We start from the raw sequence: 19854 nt of genomic DNA on the forward strand, positions 1-19854 counted from the left end.
GAATGAGCATATTAAAAACTAAAAGTTTAAAGAAATACTATGGAGTTGAAGAAAATTTAGTTAAAGCAATAGATGACACTAATATAGATATACAAGAAGGGGAATTTGTAGCAATAGTAGGAAAATCAGGATCAGGGAAGAGTACTTTATTACATATGATAGGTGGGCTTGATAGACCAACTGATGGAAATGTTTTTATAGATGGAAATGATATATTTTCTTTAAAAGATGAGCAGTTAGCTATTTTTAGAAGAAGAAAAATAGGATTTATATTTCAATACTATAATTTAATACCATCTTTAAATGTATGGGAAAATATAGTTCTTCCTATAGGTTTAGATGGAAAGGATGTAGATAAGAATTTTGTTAATGATATTATAAAATCTTTAGGCTTAGATGAAAAAAAGGAGGTGCTACCAAATACTTTATCAGGTGGTCAACAACAAAGGGTTGCTATTGCTCGAGCACTAGTTACCAGACCATCTATTATACTAGCTGATGAGCCTACAGGAAACTTAGATTCAAAAACGTCTGATGAAGTAATGAGTTTATTAAAGTCTATGATAAAAAAATATAATCAAACGTTAGTAATGATAACGCATGATGAAACAATAGCTCAAATGGCAGATAGAGTTATATATATTGAAGATGGTAAAGTTATTAAAGGTGGTGTTATAAATGATTAACACTACTAAAATAGCTAGGAGCAATTTAAAGCAAAATAAATCAAAAAGTATATTAATTATAATAACAATAGTACTTTCTACAATATTGCTTGCATCTGTTTTTATGACATGTGTTGATTGGAATGAAGCTAACAAGGAAAGAACTAGATTATATTGTGGATCTCAACATGGACTTTTTGGTGGTATAACACAAGCAAAATATAATGAAGTAAAAGCTCATGCTGATATAGAAAGTATTGGGGTTGTAAATGGGGTTGGTCTTAAGGAATACGAAGATGAAAGCAAAATAGGACTTTCATATATGGACAAAAATGCTGTAGATTTTAATAGTATGAATTTGATAGAGGGAAAACTTCCTTCTAAAAAAAATGAAATAGTATTAGATGATTTAGCACTGGATAGATTAGGATATGAACATAAAATAGGACAAAAAATAAAAATACAGTATGATGATTACTCTAAAAAGGGTATAACTGATGCAGAGTTTATATTAACAGGCATAACAACATCTAGTGAAAGTTCAAAAACAAGAAGAATGTACAATGCAATAGTATCTGAAGAATATATGAAGTCGACTAGAGATATGAATAAGGAAAAATTAAATTTATATATAAGATTAAAAAACACTAAAAATTTACAAGGTCAAGAAATAATAGATAAAGTGAATAAGGTAGCACGTGACTTAGATATACCTAACTATAGAGTTCTAGCTAATGAAGATTATATAAAATCATTAAAACCAGATTCAGAAGTTATAACTTGGGGAGCTTTAATAGGAATAGTGATTATATTATCAAGTATTTTAGTTATTTATAACATATTCTATTTATCAATAGTAACTAAGGTTCAAGAGTTTGGTAAGTTAAGAGCAATAGGTGCTACTAAAAAGCAAATAAAATCAATAGTATTAAAAGAAGGCATATTTTTATCATCAATTGCAATTCCATTAGGGACAATTATAGGATATATAATAAATAAACTTGTAATAAATAAAATATTCTTTGAAGGTACTAACATATCTAAATTGCCAATAGCAATATTTATAATGTTAATAAGCTTTGCTACAGTATTTGTATCATTACTAAAGCCTATGAGAGTAGCATCAAAAGTATCTATAATAGACGCAGTTAGATATAATGGCGAAGAAAAATTAAATAAAAAATCAAGAAAAGGATATGAAAGTATAAATATAAAAAGACTTTCATATGCAAATTTAAGTAGGAATAAAAAGCGCACGTATATAACTTTAATATCTTTATCTTTAAGTGGAATTTTGTTTATAGTTGTATCAAGTTTACTTAGTAGCATGGATGCTGAAAAATTAGCTAGAGATCACTTTCCATATGATCTAAGAATAAGTTTAGACAGTTATACTTTTGGAGATGAAGACAGCCCTGAAACAGAAATAAATATTTTACAAACAAAGAATCCTCTAGGACAAAAATTTAGAGATGAAATTTCTGAAATGAATGGTGTTAAAAATATAGAAATTTTCAAGGAAACTAAAGCTGAATTACCAGAGTATAATACAGAATATAAATATCATGACTTTAGTAGTATTGATGAATCAGATTTAGGAGATCTAGAGCTTTATTTACAGTCTGGAAAAATTGATTTAGAAAAATTAAAATCAGGCAAAGAAATTATATTATTATCTCCGGAATTAGCTAAAGAAATAAATATAGAAGTAGGAGATAAAATAACTATTACTTTATATGATGGAAATGAAAAAGTAGACAAAGAGTTTAAGGTACAAGCTATAACATCAGCTCCAGGAACTTTTGCAGTTCATAATGATGCATTTAATAAATTATTTAAAAATGATACAACAACATCTATAGGTATATATACTGAAAAAGATAAATATACAGATGTGAAAAATTATATTGAAAGTTTAGATAAGAAAAATGAATATTTACAATCAGCATCTATAGATAAAGAGTTAGAAGTTGCAAATTTATCTATAAATTCAACTAAAATAATGGCATATAGTTTGGTTGTTATTATAGGAATAATAGGATTTATGAACCTTATAAACTCAATGATAACAAGCATAATAACAAGAAAAAAAGAGTTAGGTATGTTACAGGCAATAGGATTAACCAATAAACAGCTAATTAAGATGTTAAATATAGAAGCTATGTTTTATACACTAACAATGTTAGTTAGTTCATTAACTTTAGGAACGGGTCTTGGATATATAGCAGTATATGCATTTAGAAAAACAGGTGCATCATATGCATCATATGAGCTACCTTTAATTCAAATAATAATTATGATAGTATTTTCTGTAGTATCACAGCTTTTATTAACTTATTTAATAAGTAAAAACTTTAATAAAGAATCACTAATAGATAGAGTTAGATATAGTGAATAAAATATAAATAACTAAACTAAAGAAGCTATCTCAATATAAGTATATTTTGAGATAGCTTCTTTTGATATTCACTATAACGTGAAAATATAAAATTTAATCCACTAACATAAAATCTATATGTATAAAACCATCTTTAACCCCGTCTATCTGTACTTCTTTAAGTAAACATTTTTTTATATCTCCGTTTAAATTTAATTCTAAAACATCAGTATTTTCACCAGCATCAATTAATCTAGTAAAATCTGTTTTATAAACAGCTATAGGAATACTTTTATCTAATTTGTTTGAGTAAATAACAGCTGGAATATAATCTCTTTCTCTTATTATTCTAGTTTTTTCATTTAAATCTCTACTAACTACGTTTAACATAATAGTTATCCCCCTCGTATAAATAAATGATATTAGGCTTGTTTACCTTTAATAAATAATATTAAGTAGGGATCAGAATTATTCATAAAATTTTAAAATATATAGAAACCTTGGATTTTTATAATTTGTGAAACAATTAAATAGTAACTTTAAATTTAGAATATCTAAGCGAATATAAGGAAAAATAGTATTAAAATAAATAATAATACTACAAGAGGGTGGACACATGTTTAAACCAAAGAGAGTAATATTTGAAAAGGGAAGTCTTGAAACTGAAATAGGGAAAAATATATATGATAGATTAAAAAATGAGCAAGATATTGAAATTATAAAAATTTCATCAAATCAAGTAAAAGGAAAAATACCTGGAGATACTTTGTTTGAACAATACAGACACGGCAAAGAAACTTTGGTAGTAGGTATTAAAAAAAGTTTAAAGTTCCAAACTTGCAAACCATCTGCTAACTATCAACTACCTTTAGTTAGTGGTTGCATGGGAAGATGTGAATATTGTTATCTAAATACTCAGCTAGGAGATAAGCCATTTGTTAGAGTATTTGCAAATGTAGATGATGTTTTAAATCAAGCCAAAAAATATATAGATGATAGATTACCAGCTATAACTATATTTGAAGGTGCTGCAACCTCAGATCCTATACCAGTAGAACCATATACAAATGTGTTGAAAAAGACTATTGAGTTTTTTGGAAAAGAAGAAAAAGGTAGATTTAGATTTGTAACAAAATATAATGATGTAGATAGTCTTTTAGATATAGACCATAACAATCATACAGAAATAAGATTTAGTATAAATACACCTAGAGTAATAGATACATATGAGCATTACACTGCATCATCAGATAAGAGGATTGAAGCCGCAGCAAAAGTAGCTAGAGCTGGATATCAAATTGGATTTATAATAGCTCCTGTATTTTTATATGAAAATTGGGAGTTTGAATACAGAGAATTGATTAAAAGTATTAAAGATAGATTACCAAAAGATTTTGATGATACAAAAATAATATTTGAGGTTATATCTCATAGATACACTACTAAAGCTAAAAACAGAATTCTAGAAATTTTTCCTGAAACATCACTTCCAATGAATGATGACTATAGAAGCTTTAAGTATGGTCAGTTTGGATATGGTAAATATGTTTACACAAAGGAAGAGTTATCTTATATGAAAGAATTTTTCCAATCGGAAATCAAAAATATATTTCCAAATAGTATAGTAAAATATATTATTTAATAAAAACATGAATTTAGAGAGCTATATAATATCTATTTATTATAAAGCTCTTTTTATTTATAAGGATAACAAATAATAAATTTAATGGTTATAAAAATACCTTAAAATGGTAAAATTAGAAGAGAATATAAACAAAAAGGGGAAAAAACAATGGAAAAATCAAAAGTTTATTTTTGTGATTTATACTCAAATTCACAAAACAGTAATGTACTTAACAATGTAAGAAGATTATTTGACAAAGCAGGGTTTAAAGATTTCATAGGTGACAATGATCAAGTAGCTATAAAGTTGCACTTTGGGGAAAGAGGTAACACTACATATATGAATCCTGTTGCGGTAAGACAAGTTGTAGATAAGGTTAAAGAATGTGGAGGGAAGCCATTTTTAACAGACACCAACACTCTTTACACAGGTAGTAGAACAAATTCGGTAGATCATTTAACAACTGCTATAGAAAATGGATTTGCATATGCAGTAGTGAACGCACCTATTATAATCGCAGATGGATTATACAGTAGAAATGCTGTAGATGTAGAGATTAACAAAAAACATTTTAAAAACGTTAAAATTGGAGGAGAAATATACAACTCATCTTCAATGATAGTTATGAGTCATTTTAAAGGTCATGAATTAGGTGGATTTGGAGGAACGCTTAAAAATTTAGCTATGGGATGTGCAACAGCAGCAGGTAAGCAGATGCAACATTCTGATGTACAGCCAACTGTAAATGAAGATAAATGTATAGGTTGTACAAAATGTGCTAAATCTTGTCCTACAAATGCAATATCAATGGTAGATAAAAAAGCATCAATTGATCATGATGTTTGTTATGGATGTGGAGAATGTCCAACAGTTTGTCCTGTTAGAGCTATAAATGTTCAATGGGATACAGATGAGGACATATTTATAGAGAAAATGGCTGAATTTGCATATGGAGCAGTAGAGAATAAGCAAAATAAAGTAGGATATATAACTTTTGTTATGAACGTAACTCCACTTTGTGATTGTGTTCCATGGTCTGGAAGACCTATTGCAAATGATATAGGAATACTAGCATCTAAAGATCCTGTAGCATTAGAGCAAGCTTGTTATGATTTAGTATGTAAAGAAATGGGACATGATGTATTTAAACATGCACATCCAAAAATAAATGCAACAAGAGTAATTGATTATGCATATGAAATGGGAATGGGAAACAAAGATTATGAATTAATAAAACTATAAGTAATACGTAGACTGAATTTTATATATACTTTTATTAGATGATAAAACCGTGGAGGTATATATAATGAGAATGTATTCTAGAAGAAGTGGGTACAGAAGAGGAACAGAAAATAACATTCCAAATGTACTTGCATTTACTATGATTAGAAATTTTTTATCTGATTCGAGTTATAGCGAGATGAGGAAAGAATATTTTATAAATAACTTAAATTCAAATCAAGTGAACCAAGTTATGAAAGATATTAAAGGATTGTTTAAAGAGTATAAAGGATTAGATGTTGTAACTATAGAAACTCAAGATGGGGATATAAACAAAATAATATTATAAAATTAGAAAATATACTGTGATTAAATAAATTTATCACAGTATATTTTTAATTTAAATGTAAACCTTAAAAATAATAAAGGTTGACTAAAATAGATCGAAAGGAATACAATTGTAATATAATTTATGAAATATAGAAGTAATAGTGGGAGAATAGATATGATTAAAGGTTTAGTAGAAAAAATAAAGAGTGGATATTCAATAAGCAAAGAAGAAGCATTGCAACTTATAAACTATGACTTAAATGTATTATCTGTTTATGCAAATGAGATAAGAGAATACTTTATGGGTAATCAATTTGACTTATGTTGTATTGTAAATGGTAAAAGTGGCAAGTGTAGTGAAGACTGTAAATTTTGTGCACAGTCATCTTATCACAAAACTAATATAGATATATATCCATTGTTAACAACACAAGAATTCTTAAAAGATTCAATATATAACTATGAAAAAGGTGTACAAAGGTATTCTATAGTAACGTCAGGAAAAATGTTAACTAAATCAGAAGTAGATGAAGTTTGTGAATCGTATAATGAAATACATAACAAAGTAGGAATAAAAACCTGTGCTTCACATGGATTACTAGATGAAAAAGATTTAAAAAAATTAAAACTAGCAGGGGTTCAGAGATATCATAATAACCTAGAAACATCTAGAAGATACTTTGAAAATATATGTAGTACTCATACTTATGAAGATAAAATAAATACTATAAAATCAGCACAAAAAGTAGGTCTTGAAGTATGTAGTGGCGGTATTATTGGATTAGGTGAGAGTCAAGAAGATAGAATTGATATGGCATTAGAATTAAGAAATCTTAATATAAAATCTATACCTTTAAATTTACTTAATTATATAGAAGGAACAAATATTGATAATTCTGCTAAGATAACCGAAGAAGAATTTTTAAAGACAGTAGCAATATTTAGATTTATAAATCCTAAAAGTCTAATAAGATTAGCAGGGGGAAGGAACCTTTTGACTAAGTATGGTAAATTAGCTTTTACAAGTGGCGCAAATGCAACTATAACAGGAGATATGTTAACTACGTGTGGAAGTGGTATAGATGAAGATATAAAAATGATAAAAGAGATGGGATTTAAGATAGTTTAGTAAAGGGAGGGAAGCTATATGGGAAAAGGAATATTTATTATAGGTACAGATACAGATGTAGGAAAAACATTTATTACAGCAGGTATAACTTATAAATTAATACAGAGTGGATATAATGCAATTTCATTTAAGCCTGTTCAAAGTGGGGGGATAATAGAAGAATCAACAAACTCACTTATCCCACCAGATATAAAATATATAAAAGATATATGTAACATAGATTGTGATTATAAAAAAATGAATACTTATTGTTTAAAAGAAGAGGTCTCTCCTCATTTAGCTGCCAAGCTTGAAAATATAGCAATAACAAAGGAAAAAATATTAAATCAGTACAATGAATTAATAAATAAATATGACTTTGTAATTGTTGAGGGCGCAGGAGGAATCGTGGTTCCGTTAATTGATAATACGTATTTTGTATATGATTTAATTAAAGATTTAAATATAGATGTTGCTATAGTTTCAAGAGCAGGTGTAGGAACTATAAATCATACTGTTTTGACAAACGAATTTTTAAAGAAGCTTAATATAAATGCTAAAGGAATTTTTATAAATAAGTATCATGGTGAATTTTATGAAGATGATAACATACAAGTAATAAAGGATTTAACTAAAATTGAAATTGTACATACAGTAGGAGAAATAAAAAAGTTTACAATTGAAAATATAAAAAAAGAGTATGAAAAATTTGATTTAGAAAAATTGTTAAATTTGTTTAGTTAAAGGAGAAATTATATGAGTATGAAGGAATTACAATCAAAAGATTTAAAATATATATGGCATCCATGTTCACAAATGAAGGATTATGAAAAATTTCCACCCATAGTAATTAAAAATGGAAAAGGGGTATTTCTAGAAGATGTAAATGGAAAAAAATATTTAGATGCAGTGTCTTCTTGGTGGGTTAATTTATTTGGACATTCAAATCAACGAATTAATGATGCATTATACAAACAAGCAAATTCATTAGAACATGTTATTTTTGCTAATTTTAGTCATCAACCTGCGATAGAATTATGTGAAAGAATAATTAGTATAACACCAGATAGATTAAATAAAGTATTTTTCGGAGATAATGGTTCATCAGCCATAGAAATTGCGTTAAAACTGAGTTTCCAATATCATCAGCAAATAGGTAATGTTAAAAAAACTAGATTTGTAAATATATCTGATGCGTATCATGGAGAAACAATAGGAGCATTATCAATGGGGGATATGGATTTATACAGCAAAGTATATAAACCATTATTACTAGATTCTATAAAGGTAGAAGGTCCAGATTGCTTTAGATGTAAATTTAATAAAGAAAGGAGCTCATGTAATGCAGAATGCTTTGTAAATATGGAAAATAAAATAGAGTCAATTCATGAAGAAGTAAGTGCTATAATAATTGAGCCATTAGTACAGTGTGCAGCAGGAATGAAAATATATTCTCCTAAATACTTAATTAAGTTAAGAGAACTTTGTGATAGATATAATATAAATTTAATAGCAGATGAAATAGCAGTTGGATTTGGAAGAACTGGAAAGATGTTTGCTTGTGAATATGCAAATATTTCTCCAGATATAATGTGTTTATCTAAAGGTCTTACAGCTGGATATATGCCATTATCCTTAGTACTAATGGGCGATAAAATATATAATGCATTTTATGATGAGTACAATACTATGAAGGCATTTTTACATAGTCATAGCTATTCAGGAAATCCACTTGGGTGTAGTGTAGCACTAGAAACTTTAAATATATTTGAGGATGAAAATATAGTTGAAGCAAATAAGAAAAAAAGTATGTACTTAAGAAGAAAAGTAGAGAGTATTTTAAAAGACATACCTCATTTAGGAGAATATAGACAAATAGGAATGATAGGTGCTATTGAATTAGTAAAAGATTTAAAAACGAAAGAACCTTTTGAAAGCGAAAAAAGGGTAGGATATGCTATATATCAAAATGCCTTAAAAAGAGGTGTAATATTAAGGACATTAGGAAATGTAATTTATTTTATGCCACCGTATGTTATAAGTGAAGATGAGATTGATTTCATGGTAGATGTAGCTAAAGATAGTATAATAGAGTACTTTAGTAATAGTGATCAAAAATAGTTATCCATATGGATAGCTATTTTTATGTAATAAGCAAATTAATACTATAATTATGGATATAATTATAGTATTAATTTGCTTAAAGGAGTAAGAATATGATAATAGGTTTGATATCTGATACGCATGGGTTATTGAGAGCAGAAGTTATACAGAATTTAAAAGGATGTGATTTAATAATTCATGCAGGAGATATAGGTAAATATGAAGTAATAGATAGATTAAGACAAGTAGCACCATTAGAATTAGTATTGGGAAATTGTGATAGAAATATAGAAGATGAGTCTATATCAACTGAAAAAATTGTGCAAATAGGAGAGAAAAAGCTATATATAATACATGATATATCTAAATTGAATATAGATTTACAGCAAGAAAAAATAAGTTTTGTTGTATGTGGACATTCACATAAGAGGAATATATATACAGAAAATGGTATAATATATATAAATCCAGGATCTGTAGGTCCTAAAAGATTTAAATTGCCAACAACTATGGCGAAATTGTATATAGATGAAGAATTAATAGATGAAAAATTTTTAAAGTTAGACAACTATTATATTGAGTTTATAAATATTTAGACCAATATACTGACATGATAATGAAAGAAAGGATAAAATATGTTCGGTTATGTAAAGATAAATAAAATGGATTTAACATTTAGAGAGTATGAACATTATAGAGGATATTATTGTGGTTTATGTAAGTATTTAAAAGATAATCATGGTGAAATTTCTAGACTATCTTTAAATTATGATATAACATTTTTAATACTTGTGTTAACATCAGTATATAGACCAAAAGCTGATGTTTTAGAGGAAGGTTGTATAGTTAATCCATTTAAAAAGAAAAAGAAAATAATTAATGAAATAACAGAATATGCAGCAAGTATGAATGTGCTTCTTACATATTATAAATTAGAAGATAATTTAAAAGATGATAAGGGCATAAAAGATATATTAGCATATAATATTTATAAGGGAAAATTAAAGTTAGCATATGAAAAATATCCTAAAAAAGCAGAAGTAATAAAAGAGCAATTAGATATATTATATAGTTTAGAACAAGAAAAAAATATTAATATTGATTTAGTATCAAATACTTTTGGGAAACTTATGTCTGAGATATTTGCATACAAAGAAGATGAATATGAAAAAGATCTAAGGAAAATTGGATTTAATGTAGGTAAATATATATATATACTAGATGCTTATGAAGATTTAGACAAAGACTATAAAAAAGGTAGCTATAATCCTTTTATAGAATACATAGACAAAAGAGAAGAATTAAAAGAAAAAGTGGATAAACTTATAAGTATGTCTTTAGGTATGCTGGGAAGAAGTGTAGATAATTTAAATTTAAAAATGAATACAGCAATAATAGAGAATATTGTTTATTCAGGAGTTTATCTTAGATATCAAAATATTTTAGAAAAAGGGTGTGAAACTAATGTACAGTAACACATATAATAATGAAAATTTTATAAAAGCAAGGTTATTAATAGATAACAGTGATTTTGAAAAAGCATATCAGTTTTTAAAAAACATGAAAGATAAATGCGCTTTATGGTATTACCTAAATGGAATATCAGCTATGAACATAGGATACTATGAAGAGGGCGAAGAAAGCATAAAAAAAGCAAATACTATGGAACCAGAAAACAAAGAGTACAAAGATGCTTTAGATAGTTTTAATTTTTATAGAGATGATTATAGAGATAGATCATATAGATACAATAGAAGAAGACATAATGACTTAGGTGGATGTTGCTGTTGTTGCTGTGATGATTGCTGTTGCTGTCTAGGCGATGACTGCTGTGAAGATTGTATGAAGTTATGGTGTTTAGATTCATGCTGTGAATGCTTTGGTGGAGATATAGTTGGTTGTTGTTAGGAGGGTATAATGAGTAAAAAGATAGCGTATGGTGGAATATTATTAGCTTTAAACACAATATTATTACTGTTTATTAATGTTATACCAATTAATACTCTATTTATTATGGGAGTAGCATCACTTATTATATCTATAGTAATAATGGAATGGGGACCTAAAAGTGGAGTAATATTTTATATAGGTACTGTAATTTTATCCTTTATAGTTATGACTAATAAAGCACAATGGGTTGCTTATATATTAACATTTGGAGTATATGGATTAGTAAAGTATTTTATAGAACAAGATAGGCAAATATATATTGAATATATATTGAAATTAATATTTGCAAATATAATGATTTTTATATTGTATCTAATATTAAAGTCATTTATTCAGATTCCAATAAATATTATCCTAGTATTAGCATTTGAAGTAGTATTTTTAATATATGATTATGTATATACTTCATTTATAGGATATTATAATGAAAAATTAAAGAAACTAATAAAAAATATATAATAAAAAGCATCTTTATTATTAGCTTAATAATAAAGATGCTTTTTTCATTGATTTAAAGACCGAAAAAATTTTTCTGATTTTCATTTATTATATTATCGCAGTTACTACAGTGATATGTAGTTGATTGTGGAATGAATTTATTTATTTTATCATCAAATATCATTTTAACTTTATCTGTTATTCCTCCAATAGTTAAATTAGTAAAACACTTACTACAATTTTGAATAGAACATAAACTTTCTAATATTTCTAAAGTAACATTTTCGAGTGGAGTATTACAATTGGAACAACTTATTTTATTCATACGAGCTCTAGATGTTTCTTTAACTGAGTTTTCTTCAGGAGAATACGTATATATGATTTTTTCAGATTCACTAAAACCTGTATCGAATATATTAGTTTTACAGTTTTTGCAAATAAATTTAGGATAATATGATATGCTAGTATCTTTATTAGCATTATCTATATTATCATTTTTAGTTTTATCATCAGTTTTTTTATAATTTAAACTATCTTCATTATCTGTTAGGCTTTTTAAATAATTATATATTTCAGCGCTATTATTTTGTTGTGCTACAGATATAAGGTGCTGAGATATAGTAGGGTAGCTTTTATTCTTTGAAGGCAAGTTTACATCAATTAATTCATTAGTTATTGCATGTTTTATTATAGATAAGAAATTATATTTACTTGCAAAGAAAAGTATCATTTCGTCAAATTTATTATCATTAATTTTATCTGTGAAATCAATCCATAAGTCTGGAGATTCAAGATAAAGATTTTTGCTAAGTTTATCAATATCATCTTCTAAAATTTTAGATTCATATTTGTTATCAGATTTCATTCTAACCTCCTATTAAAAAACTTAAAAGTCCAAGAAATTAAAATCAAGGACTTTTAATAAGCTTATATTTAATTTATATATCTAGTATATCTACAGTTGGAGAAAGTGAATAAACTATATCTTTTCTTTCAACTATAATTTTAGCTATTTTAGAAACAGAGTCATCACTAGCTATATGATTTACAAGTTCTTTTGTAGGATTTATAGCAATAGGATTTCCAACTCTTCTTAGCATATTTATGTCACCATTAGTATCACCATATGCATAAGATTTAGATAAATCTATATTATACTTTTCTACAAAATCATTTATAGCAGTATTTTTACTTGCAGAGTCCCACATAGGAACTACAGTCCCGTTAAATGTATCATTTTCAAATACATAATCACTACCTATAAAATCAGTTACGTTATATTTTTTAGCCATTTTTTCAACTAAGAAATTAGGACTACCAGATATGAAAATAACAATGTGATTGTTATCTAAATGCCACTTTATTCTAGAACGAGTATATTTGTAAACTCTATCAGACTTTAATTTTATTACTTGGTCACTTGTAAAATTAATGCAAGTTTTATCTAGACCAATTAAAGATTTAACATATAACTCACATACATCATCTAAATAGTCGTCATAGTTACCTTGTCTTTTATCCCAATCCATGAAAGTGTCTCTTGCGTGTTCATACCAACCTTTTTGATCGATTATGTCATACTTTATTAGTTTCTTGAAATGTTCAACCATAAGAGAATCTCTATAAAGTGTACCGTCTATATCAAAGAAAGCTGCAATTTTTTTCATAAATATCACCTCGATTAAGCATTTATTTTATTATATTATAAAAAGTATATAAGTTGTAACTTTATATTAAATAAATTAATATTCTTTTGTACAGATAAAAGAAAATAAGATATATTTAGTAGAGAAAAAGTATATATAGTTAATTTATAGTATATTCTAAAAGATATTCATTAATTACAAATTGTATTATTATAATAATATAAGATAAAATTTAGGACTAAGATAAATAATCATATAAAAAAGAGGATGTGATTTTATGAAATTCAGTTTTGCGAAAGTAACAAATTCTAGATTAATGGGAAGTATGGGATTAATTGTAAAATGGGAAGATGATGTAAAAAATATAAATATATATCAATACTATTTATTAGATTCAGAAGGATTAGGATTAGCTGACTATATAAGTCTTAAAAATCCTACTAAAGAAGAAGCCTATAGAGAAGAAGAAAGATTAATGGGCGGATTAGGGTCAGAAAGAATAGTTATATCCGAGGAAGAAGCTTTGTTATTAATTCATTTTTATGGGAATAAGAATGAATACTATGAAAAGCCACTACCTGGAGATACACAAGAATATATAGATATAATAAAAAATTATACTCCAACTATGACACCTGAAGAAATATATCCTAAGATATGTAAAAAGATAACTGAAGAAATAGAGTTCATAAACTATATGACAATGAGATTTATTGCATGGGATAGAGAAAGTTTAAAATATTTTTCAGGAAGTGAAGATATATCAAATATGCATATAACAAATATAAATGGATCACTTTTGAAAAATACTGTTACAAAAAAAGGAAAAGGAAAGTATATTAGTGAGGCTATTTATGAAGATAATGATGGATATTATATTTCTAAAATAGCATTTAATATATCAAAAGAAAATGATAATTTTAAAATAAACTCTATACTAGCAACAGATAAAGAAGCTATGTTTGATTTTGAAGTTTTTGATGAGATTTCAAAACCTGAATATGTAGCTATATATGAAATTAAAGAGAATGATGAGTTTTTGGAAAAATTTTATATAGATAATCCATTTTTATTAAGAAGTGATATGGAAGATGCTATGTTTTTCACTAGATTTAATTTCAATAACAATCATGTAAAAGAGGATGTATATGTAATTAATAATGATATAAGAGCTATATATTATCAAATAGGAGATAAATTCTTTGTTGGAACGTACAGTGATAATAACAGAAAATATATAAATAAAATGCTACAGTGCAATTACAGTGAATATTTAAAATTAGAGGAAGAGTTATACTTTGAAGAAAATGTATTATATGATTTCGTAGAATCTGGTTCTGATGATTTTGAAGATTTCTTAGATTGCTAAAAAAAATAAAGCCACGACATCCTAGTCAGTGGCTTTATTTTGTATTTATAATATTGGGGGAATATTATGAGGAATACATTATTATTTTAGACAGATATTAAATTTTTATAACATCTATTTTAAAAAAATTTACATTTCTTCCTCATCAAATTCCTCTAGATGTATTTGAGGCATACCTGGCATCATCATATAAGGCATCATCATACCCGGCATCATACCTGGCATCATCATGCCTGGAGGCATACCCGGCATCATACCTGGCGTCATCATACCTGGAGGCATCATAGGCATCATACCTGGCATCATCATACCTGGAGGCATCATAGGCATCATACCTGGCATTTGATTTTGCATAAACATATTGTCATCCATATCTTCGAAATTACAATCATCATTATCCATTTGACTTTGTTGCTGTTGTTGACCACTCATTACTGGATTATTCATATAAGGATTCATGTAAGTCATATATCCGCCCATTCCCATGTTAGGGTCCATTTGATATCCAGGATAAGCAGATCCATTCATACCATATGGATTTGCATACATTGTAGGGTCTATATAGGGCATAGGGTATATATAATTCGGATCCATATCGTCATTTTGTTTACCTGAGAACATATCAAAACTCATATTAATCATCCCTCCTAAAAATTCTATAACTAGCTATTAAAATTCACTCTAATAATATATATATTATAAAAATTAGTATTATGTGCATTTTATAAAAATTTACATAAAATAGGTTGCATAAATTAATAGACGAGCATATAATAATATATATGAACAATTATTCATATATTTGTATGATTATGAAAATATAAATTATTTTAATTATAAAAATTAAAAAATAGGAGGATTTGTAATGAGAGAAGATATAAATGCATGCAATTGTAGTGAAATACATGAAGATATAGTTAATGAAGTAAAAGGGGTGATGCCAGAAGATGAGATGTTGTATGATCTTGCTGAGCTATTTAAGGTATTTGGGGATACGACAAGAATAAAAATTTTATATGCTTTATTTTCTAAAGAGATGTGTGTATGTGATATAGCGAGTTTATTAGGCATGACTCACTCAGCCATATCTCATCAACTTAGAGTTTTAAAACAAGCAAGGTTAGTTAAATTTAGAAAAGAAGGAAAGGTTGTTTATTATTCATTGGATGACAGTCATATAAGCCAAATATTTGATTGCGGGTTAAACCATATCCAAGAAACATATAAACGTTAAAGGGGGTAGGGTTATGGATGCTTGTAGTTTAATAAAAAAAGAAATAATCTTAGGTGGATTAAATTGTGCACATTGCGCAGAAGTGATAAATGAAAAGGTTGGGAAGTTAGAAGAAATAGAATCATCAAATTTAAATTTTATAAATAAAAAACTTACTATAAATATAATTGAAGGATCTGATGAAAAAGATGTTTTAAGTAAAGTTATAGATATAATAAATTCCACAGAGCCAGGATTAGATATTCAAGTATTAACAAAACAAAAAAATATAAAAAGAGAAATAATCTTAGGTGGATTAAATTGTGCACATTGTGCAGAAGTAATAAATGAAAAAGTTGGAAAGTTAGAAGACATAGAATCATCAAATTTAAACTTTATAAATAAAAAATTAAGTTTAGAAATAAAAAAATCAGTTAATGAAAAAGAATTATTAGATAAAGTAGTAGGTATAATTAATGATACTGAACCAGGATTAGATATACAGATAAATTATGAGAAAGAAAAAAATACAAATTCAGTTAAGGAAGAATCAAAATCAGATGTAAATAAAGCAGATTTGATAAAGCTAATTATAGGTGCTGTTGTTTATATATTTGGAATATATCAGACCGCTACTGGGTTTGAAAGTCAATTTAGCAATTTAATATTTTTAATAGCATACATCATAGTAGGTGGAGAAGTTTTATTAAAAGCAATAAAGAATGCATTTAAGGGACACATGTTTGATGAAAACTTCTTAATGGCTATAGCCACAGTAGGAGCATTAGCGATAGGAGAGTTACCAGAAGCAGTAGGTGTTATGCTATTCTACCAAGTAGGTGAATTCTTACAAGGAATGGCTGTTGGGAAATCGAGAAAATCAATAACAGCTCTTATGCAAATTAGACCAGATTCAGCAAATCTAAAGGTAGGGTCTGATATAAAAGTAGTATCACCTGAAGATGTTAGTATCGGGGATATTATAATTGTAAAGCCAGGAGAAAAAGTTCCTCTAGATGGGATAGTTATAGAAGGAATATCTATGGTAGATACGTCTGCTCTTACAGGGGAATCAGTTTTAAGAGAGATTACAGCAGGAGAGGACATACTATCAGGATTTATAAATAAAAATGCTTTATTAACTATTAAAGTAACTAAAGAATTTGGAGAATCAACAGTTGCTAAAATATTAGATTTAGTAGAAAATGCAAGTAGTAAAAAATCCAAAACAGAGAATTTTATAACTAAGTTTTCTAAATATTATACTCCAGCAGTAGTAATATCAGCTTTATTAATAGCAGTAGTTCCACCTATTGTTATAAAGGATGCAGTTTTTAGTGATTGGTTATACAGAGGTTTAATATTCTTAGTAGTCTCTTGCCCTTGTGCACTTGTATTATCTATACCACTTAGTTTCTTTAGTGGAATAGGATTTGCATCTAAAAATGGAATACTTATAAAAGGTAGTAACTATTTAGAAGCACTAAGAAGTGTAGATACAGTAGTATTTGATAAAACGGGAACTCTTACTAAAGGAGTATTTAATGTAACTAAAATAAATTCGGTAGGAATATCAGAAGAAAACTTATTAGAGTATGCAGCAGTTGCAGAAGCAAACTCTAATCATCCAATAGCAAAATCTATATTAAGTTATTACAATAAGAGTGTTGATTTAGAAAAGATAGAAAGTTATGAAGAGATAGCAGCATATGGAATAAAAGTTGGATACAATGGAGAACACATTTTAGCTGGAAATGAAAAGTTAATGAGAAAAGAAAATATCTTCTATTCTCCAGCTAAAGAAGTTGGAACAGTTGTATATATAGCGGTAAATAAGGTGTATAGAGGTTATATAGTAATATCAGATGAAATAAAAGAAGACAGTATAGATGCTATAAAACACCTAAAGTCTATGGGAATAAAAGAAGTAGTAATGTTAACTGGGGATAATGAAAAGGTAGCAAATAACATTGCTAGTCAGCTGGGATTAGATAAAGTTTACTCAAATCTATTACCTAATGAAAAAGTTGATAAATTAGAAGAAATATATGAAGGTAGAACTGAAAAAGAAAAAGTGATTTTTGTTGGAGATGGTATAAATGATGCGCCTGTTTTAGCAAGAGCCGATGTAGGAATTGCTATGGGAGGTCTAGGATCAGACGCTGCAATAGAAGCTGCAGATGTTGTTTTAATGACAGATGAGCCAAGTAAGATTTCAAAAGCAATAGAGATTGCTACTAAAACTAATAAAATAGTTTGGCAAAATATAATATTTGCCTTAGGCATAAAAATAATAGTTCTTATATTAGGTGCAGGAGGAATAGCAACTATGTGGGAAGCTATATTTGCTGATGTTGGTGTAGCATTAATAGCAGTATTAAATGCAATGAGAGCAATGAGATAAAAATAAATAAGTACAGATAAAAAGAAAAGAGTAGTATAGGTTTTGATTCTATACTACTCTTTTTTTCTAATTATATAACAAATTTAAATACACAGAAAAAGTGTGTAAGAGTCCCAAACATAATAAATATATGGAAAATTTCATGGAAACCAAGATATTTTGATTTTAGAAATTTAGGCTTAGTAGCATATATTAAAGCTCCTATTGTGTAGAAAACACCACCTAGTATTAACAGTGTTATACCTTGTAAAGAAAGAGCTTTATATAGAGGCACTATTAAAAATATAGAAATCCATCCCATAGCCACATATATAAGTGTTGAAATCCATCGAGGACACTTAAACCAAATTAGTTTAAAGCAAATACCTGCTATAGCAGCTGCTATTATTATTCCGAATAGCACCCATCCAGTAACCCCTTGTAATGCAATTAAACAAAATGGAGTATAAGAACCTGCAATCAGTACAAAGATCATAGCATGATCTAATCTTCTTAAAAAGCTAATAACATTATCAGAAGAAACAACTAAATGATATGTTGCAGAAGCTGCATAAAGAAGTATCATACTAAGTCCAAATATTATAACTGCAGTAAGAGCTATAGCAGTAGGACTAGTCAATGATGTCTTTATTACTAATGCAAGTAATCCGATAAATGATAATATAGCACCTGCTAAGTGAGTAAAACCATTAATTGGTTCTCTAAGATAATTATTACCCATAAAACACCTCCCGAAATATGAAACTTATTTTAAATTACGTATAAAAATATACAGTAATATATTTACCATAAATGTGAAACTTTAAAAAAATATTTATAGTATATTAATATTATACTCTAAATATCTAAACTATATATTAAATTTTAAATAAAAATAATTAAAAAACGATATGGAAAAATGTAGCTATATACACATATACAGCTAGTACAAAACTAATAAAATAATAAAATTATAAAAAAAAACGAAAAAAAGTATTGACTGTAATAAATTAAGGTGATAAAGTATTACTTGTCCTTAAGAAACGGACAAACACAAACGAAAATAACTTCTTAAAAAAGTGTTGACAAATTTAAAATACTTTGTTAGACTTAAGAGGTTGAAAAAATGAACTTTGAAAATTAAACAGTAGGTTAATTTATAGAAACAAACATAATTCTTTATAGAATTAAACACAAACAACCAAGCCAGATATTCAGATAATGATTAGCTGAGCAATGGACAACTTTTATTTGAGAGTTTGATCCTGGCTCAGGATGAACGCTGGCGGCGTGCCTAACACATGCAAGTCGAGCGATCTTCTTCGGAAGAGAGCGGCGGACGGGTGAGTAACGCGTGGGTAACCTGCCCTGTACACACGGATAACATACCGAAAGGTATGCTAATACGGGATAACATACTTTTATCG

20 protein-coding genes and 1 rRNA gene are annotated in these 19854 nt (G+C 27.4%); 16 read left to right on the forward strand and 5 right to left on the reverse strand.

What is annotated here, in order from left to right; all coding sequences use genetic code 11:
• Positions 1 to 2 precede the first annotated feature (2 nt).
• Positions 3 to 686: an ABC transporter ATP-binding protein gene (locus tag BLP75_RS14795; protein ID WP_092727311.1), complete on the forward strand. Its 684-nt coding sequence runs from the start codon at positions 3 to 5 to the stop codon at positions 684 to 686.
• Positions 679 to 3063, forward strand: coding sequence for an ABC transporter permease (locus BLP75_RS14800; RefSeq protein WP_092727312.1), 2385 nt, complete (start codon positions 679 to 681; stop codon positions 3061 to 3063). Before BLP75_RS14795 ends, BLP75_RS14800 begins: the two co-directional genes overlap by 8 nt.
• 93 nt (positions 3064 to 3156) lie before the next feature.
• Here BLP75_RS14800 and BLP75_RS14805 read toward each other — a convergent pair whose 3' ends face one another.
• Entirely contained in the window at positions 3157 to 3432 is a 276-nt protein-coding gene (locus tag BLP75_RS14805) for a hypothetical protein (RefSeq protein ID WP_092727313.1), read from the reverse strand.
• Between the two features lie 226 nt (positions 3433 to 3658).
• Here BLP75_RS14805 and splB point away from each other — a divergent pair, with 226 nt between their 5' ends.
• The 10 genes from splB (at position 3659) to BLP75_RS14855 (ending at position 11837) form a co-directional block, all read left to right on the forward strand.
• Positions 3659 to 4684 (forward strand): spore photoproduct lyase, encoded by a 1026-nt coding sequence (gene splB, locus BLP75_RS14810; protein ID WP_092727314.1) that lies wholly within the window; start codon positions 3659 to 3661, stop codon positions 4682 to 4684.
• A 150-nt stretch (positions 4685 to 4834) separates the two neighbouring features.
• Complete coding sequence (locus BLP75_RS14815) at positions 4835 to 5908, forward strand: DUF362 domain-containing protein (protein WP_092727315.1); 1074 nt, start codon at positions 4835 to 4837, stop codon at positions 5906 to 5908.
• Positions 5909 to 5972: 64 nt separating this feature from the next.
• Complete coding sequence (locus tag BLP75_RS14820) at positions 5973 to 6236, forward strand: hypothetical protein (protein ID WP_092727316.1); 264 nt, start codon at positions 5973 to 5975, stop codon at positions 6234 to 6236.
• A gap of 156 nt (positions 6237 to 6392) precedes the next feature.
• The gene (bioB, locus tag BLP75_RS14825) at positions 6393 to 7346 is read left to right on the forward strand and encodes a biotin synthase BioB (protein ID WP_330385823.1); all 954 of its coding nucleotides are present in this window, start codon (positions 6393 to 6395) and stop codon (positions 7344 to 7346) included.
• Between the two features lie 18 nt (positions 7347 to 7364).
• The gene (gene bioD, locus BLP75_RS14830; RefSeq protein WP_092727317.1) at positions 7365 to 8069 is read left to right on the forward strand and encodes a dethiobiotin synthase; all 705 of its coding nucleotides are present in this window, start codon (positions 7365 to 7367) and stop codon (positions 8067 to 8069) included.
• 12 nt (positions 8070 to 8081) lie between these two features.
• Positions 8082 to 9446 (forward strand): adenosylmethionine--8-amino-7-oxononanoate transaminase, encoded by a 1365-nt coding sequence (bioA, locus tag BLP75_RS14835; protein WP_092727318.1) that lies wholly within the window; start codon positions 8082 to 8084, stop codon positions 9444 to 9446.
• Between the two features lie 95 nt (positions 9447 to 9541).
• A complete protein-coding gene (locus BLP75_RS14840; RefSeq protein WP_092727319.1) occupies positions 9542 to 10024 on the forward strand; it encodes a metallophosphoesterase family protein in 483 nt (160 codons plus the stop codon).
• A 39-nt stretch (positions 10025 to 10063) separates the two neighbouring features.
• Positions 10064 to 10903 carry a DUF5685 family protein gene (locus BLP75_RS14845; RefSeq protein WP_092727320.1) on the forward strand — a complete coding sequence of 280 codons (840 nt, stop codon included), beginning with the start codon at positions 10064 to 10066 and terminating at the stop codon, positions 10901 to 10903.
• On the forward strand, positions 10893 to 11336 hold the full coding sequence (locus BLP75_RS14850) for a hypothetical protein (RefSeq protein ID WP_092727321.1): 444 nt from the start codon (positions 10893 to 10895) through the stop codon (positions 11334 to 11336). Before BLP75_RS14845 ends, BLP75_RS14850 begins: the two co-directional genes overlap by 11 nt.
• Positions 11337 to 11345: 9 nt before the next feature.
• Positions 11346 to 11837, forward strand: a complete 492-nt coding sequence (locus tag BLP75_RS14855) for a hypothetical protein (RefSeq protein ID WP_092727322.1) — start codon at positions 11346 to 11348, stop codon at positions 11835 to 11837.
• A gap of 52 nt (positions 11838 to 11889) precedes the next feature.
• On the opposite strand, the gene BLP75_RS14860 is transcribed toward BLP75_RS14855, so the two are convergent.
• Both BLP75_RS14860 and BLP75_RS14865 read right to left on the reverse strand, forming a co-directional pair.
• Positions 11890 to 12681 (reverse strand): hypothetical protein, encoded by a 792-nt coding sequence (locus BLP75_RS14860; protein ID WP_092727323.1) that lies wholly within the window; start codon positions 12679 to 12681, stop codon positions 11890 to 11892.
• Positions 12682 to 12754: 73 nt separating this feature from the next.
• The gene (locus BLP75_RS14865; RefSeq protein ID WP_092727324.1) at positions 12755 to 13483 is read right to left on the reverse strand and encodes an HAD family hydrolase; all 729 of its coding nucleotides are present in this window, start codon (positions 13481 to 13483) and stop codon (positions 12755 to 12757) included.
• Positions 13484 to 13739: 256 nt separating this feature from the next.
• On the opposite strand from BLP75_RS14865, the gene BLP75_RS14870 reads away from it, so the two are divergent.
• On the forward strand, positions 13740 to 14831 hold the full coding sequence (locus BLP75_RS14870; RefSeq protein WP_092727325.1) for a hypothetical protein: 1092 nt from the start codon (positions 13740 to 13742) through the stop codon (positions 14829 to 14831).
• 129 nt (positions 14832 to 14960) lie between these two features.
• On the opposite strand, the gene BLP75_RS14875 is transcribed toward BLP75_RS14870, so the two are convergent.
• Positions 14961 to 15464 carry a hypothetical protein gene (locus tag BLP75_RS14875; RefSeq protein ID WP_092727326.1) on the reverse strand — a complete coding sequence of 168 codons (504 nt, stop codon included), beginning with the start codon at positions 15462 to 15464 and terminating at the stop codon, positions 14961 to 14963.
• Positions 15465 to 15696: 232 nt separating this feature from the next.
• Between BLP75_RS14875 and BLP75_RS14880 the strand changes: the two genes are divergently transcribed.
• Both BLP75_RS14880 and BLP75_RS14885 read left to right on the forward strand, forming a co-directional pair.
• Positions 15697 to 16065 (forward strand): ArsR/SmtB family transcription factor, encoded by a 369-nt coding sequence (locus BLP75_RS14880; RefSeq protein WP_092727327.1) that lies wholly within the window; start codon positions 15697 to 15699, stop codon positions 16063 to 16065.
• A 13-nt stretch (positions 16066 to 16078) separates the two neighbouring features.
• Entirely contained in the window at positions 16079 to 18448 is a 2370-nt protein-coding gene (locus BLP75_RS14885; protein ID WP_092727328.1) for a heavy metal translocating P-type ATPase, read from the forward strand.
• Between the two features lie 70 nt (positions 18449 to 18518).
• Here BLP75_RS14885 and trhA read toward each other — a convergent pair whose 3' ends face one another.
• Positions 18519 to 19169: a PAQR family membrane homeostasis protein TrhA gene (gene trhA / locus BLP75_RS14890; RefSeq protein ID WP_092727329.1), complete on the reverse strand. Its 651-nt coding sequence runs from the start codon at positions 19167 to 19169 to the stop codon at positions 18519 to 18521.
• Positions 19170 to 19674: 505 nt separating this feature from the next.
• On the opposite strand from trhA, the gene BLP75_RS14895 reads away from it, so the two are divergent.
• Positions 19675 to 19854: ribosomal RNA gene (locus BLP75_RS14895) — 16S ribosomal RNA — on the forward strand; the annotation flags it as partial.

This window comes from Romboutsia lituseburensis DSM 797 (genome assembly GCF_900103615.1).
GTDB classification, from domain to species: Bacteria; Bacillota; Clostridia; order Peptostreptococcales; family Peptostreptococcaceae; genus Romboutsia_F; species Romboutsia_F lituseburensis.

Bases quoted from the DNA above. Each gene is read 5' to 3' on its own strand.
- BLP75_RS14875 (WP_092727326.1), bottom strand. From the start codon at position 15,464: ATGAGTTTTGATATGTTCTCAGGTAAACAAAATGACGATATGGATCCG.
- BLP75_RS14840 (WP_092727319.1), top strand. From the start codon at position 9,542: ATGATAATAGGTTTGATATCTGATACGCATGGGTTATTGAGAGCAGAA.
- bioB (WP_330385823.1), top strand. From the start codon at position 6,393: ATGATTAAAGGTTTAGTAGAAAAAATAAAGAGTGGATATTCAATAAGC.
- BLP75_RS14795 (WP_092727311.1), top strand. From the start codon at position 3: ATGAGCATATTAAAAACTAAAAGTTTAAAGAAATACTATGGAGTTGAA.
- BLP75_RS14860 (WP_092727323.1), bottom strand. From the start codon at position 12,681: ATGAAATCTGATAACAAATATGAATCTAAAATTTTAGAAGATGATATT.
- BLP75_RS14845 (WP_092727320.1), top strand. From the start codon at position 10,064: ATGTTCGGTTATGTAAAGATAAATAAAATGGATTTAACATTTAGAGAG.
- bioA (WP_092727318.1), top strand. From the start codon at position 8,082: ATGAGTATGAAGGAATTACAATCAAAAGATTTAAAATATATATGGCAT.
- BLP75_RS14870 (WP_092727325.1), top strand. From the start codon at position 13,740: ATGAAATTCAGTTTTGCGAAAGTAACAAATTCTAGATTAATGGGAAGT.
- BLP75_RS14880 (WP_092727327.1), top strand. From the start codon at position 15,697: ATGAGAGAAGATATAAATGCATGCAATTGTAGTGAAATACATGAAGAT.
- splB (WP_092727314.1), top strand. From the start codon at position 3,659: ATGTTTAAACCAAAGAGAGTAATATTTGAAAAGGGAAGTCTTGAAACT.
- BLP75_RS14855 (WP_092727322.1), top strand. From the start codon at position 11,346: ATGAGTAAAAAGATAGCGTATGGTGGAATATTATTAGCTTTAAACACA.
- BLP75_RS14865 (WP_092727324.1), bottom strand. From the start codon at position 13,483: ATGAAAAAAATTGCAGCTTTCTTTGATATAGACGGTACACTTTATAGA.
- BLP75_RS14850 (WP_092727321.1), top strand. From the start codon at position 10,893: ATGTACAGTAACACATATAATAATGAAAATTTTATAAAAGCAAGGTTA.
- BLP75_RS14815 (WP_092727315.1), top strand. From the start codon at position 4,835: ATGGAAAAATCAAAAGTTTATTTTTGTGATTTATACTCAAATTCACAA.
- BLP75_RS14820 (WP_092727316.1), top strand. From the start codon at position 5,973: ATGAGAATGTATTCTAGAAGAAGTGGGTACAGAAGAGGAACAGAAAAT.
- BLP75_RS14885 (WP_092727328.1), top strand. From the start codon at position 16,079: ATGGATGCTTGTAGTTTAATAAAAAAAGAAATAATCTTAGGTGGATTA.
- BLP75_RS14800 (WP_092727312.1), top strand. From the start codon at position 679: ATGATTAACACTACTAAAATAGCTAGGAGCAATTTAAAGCAAAATAAA.
- BLP75_RS14805 (WP_092727313.1), bottom strand. From the start codon at position 3,432: ATGTTAAACGTAGTTAGTAGAGATTTAAATGAAAAAACTAGAATAATA.
- trhA (WP_092727329.1), bottom strand. From the start codon at position 19,169: ATGGGTAATAATTATCTTAGAGAACCAATTAATGGTTTTACTCACTTA.
- bioD (WP_092727317.1), top strand. From the start codon at position 7,365: ATGGGAAAAGGAATATTTATTATAGGTACAGATACAGATGTAGGAAAA.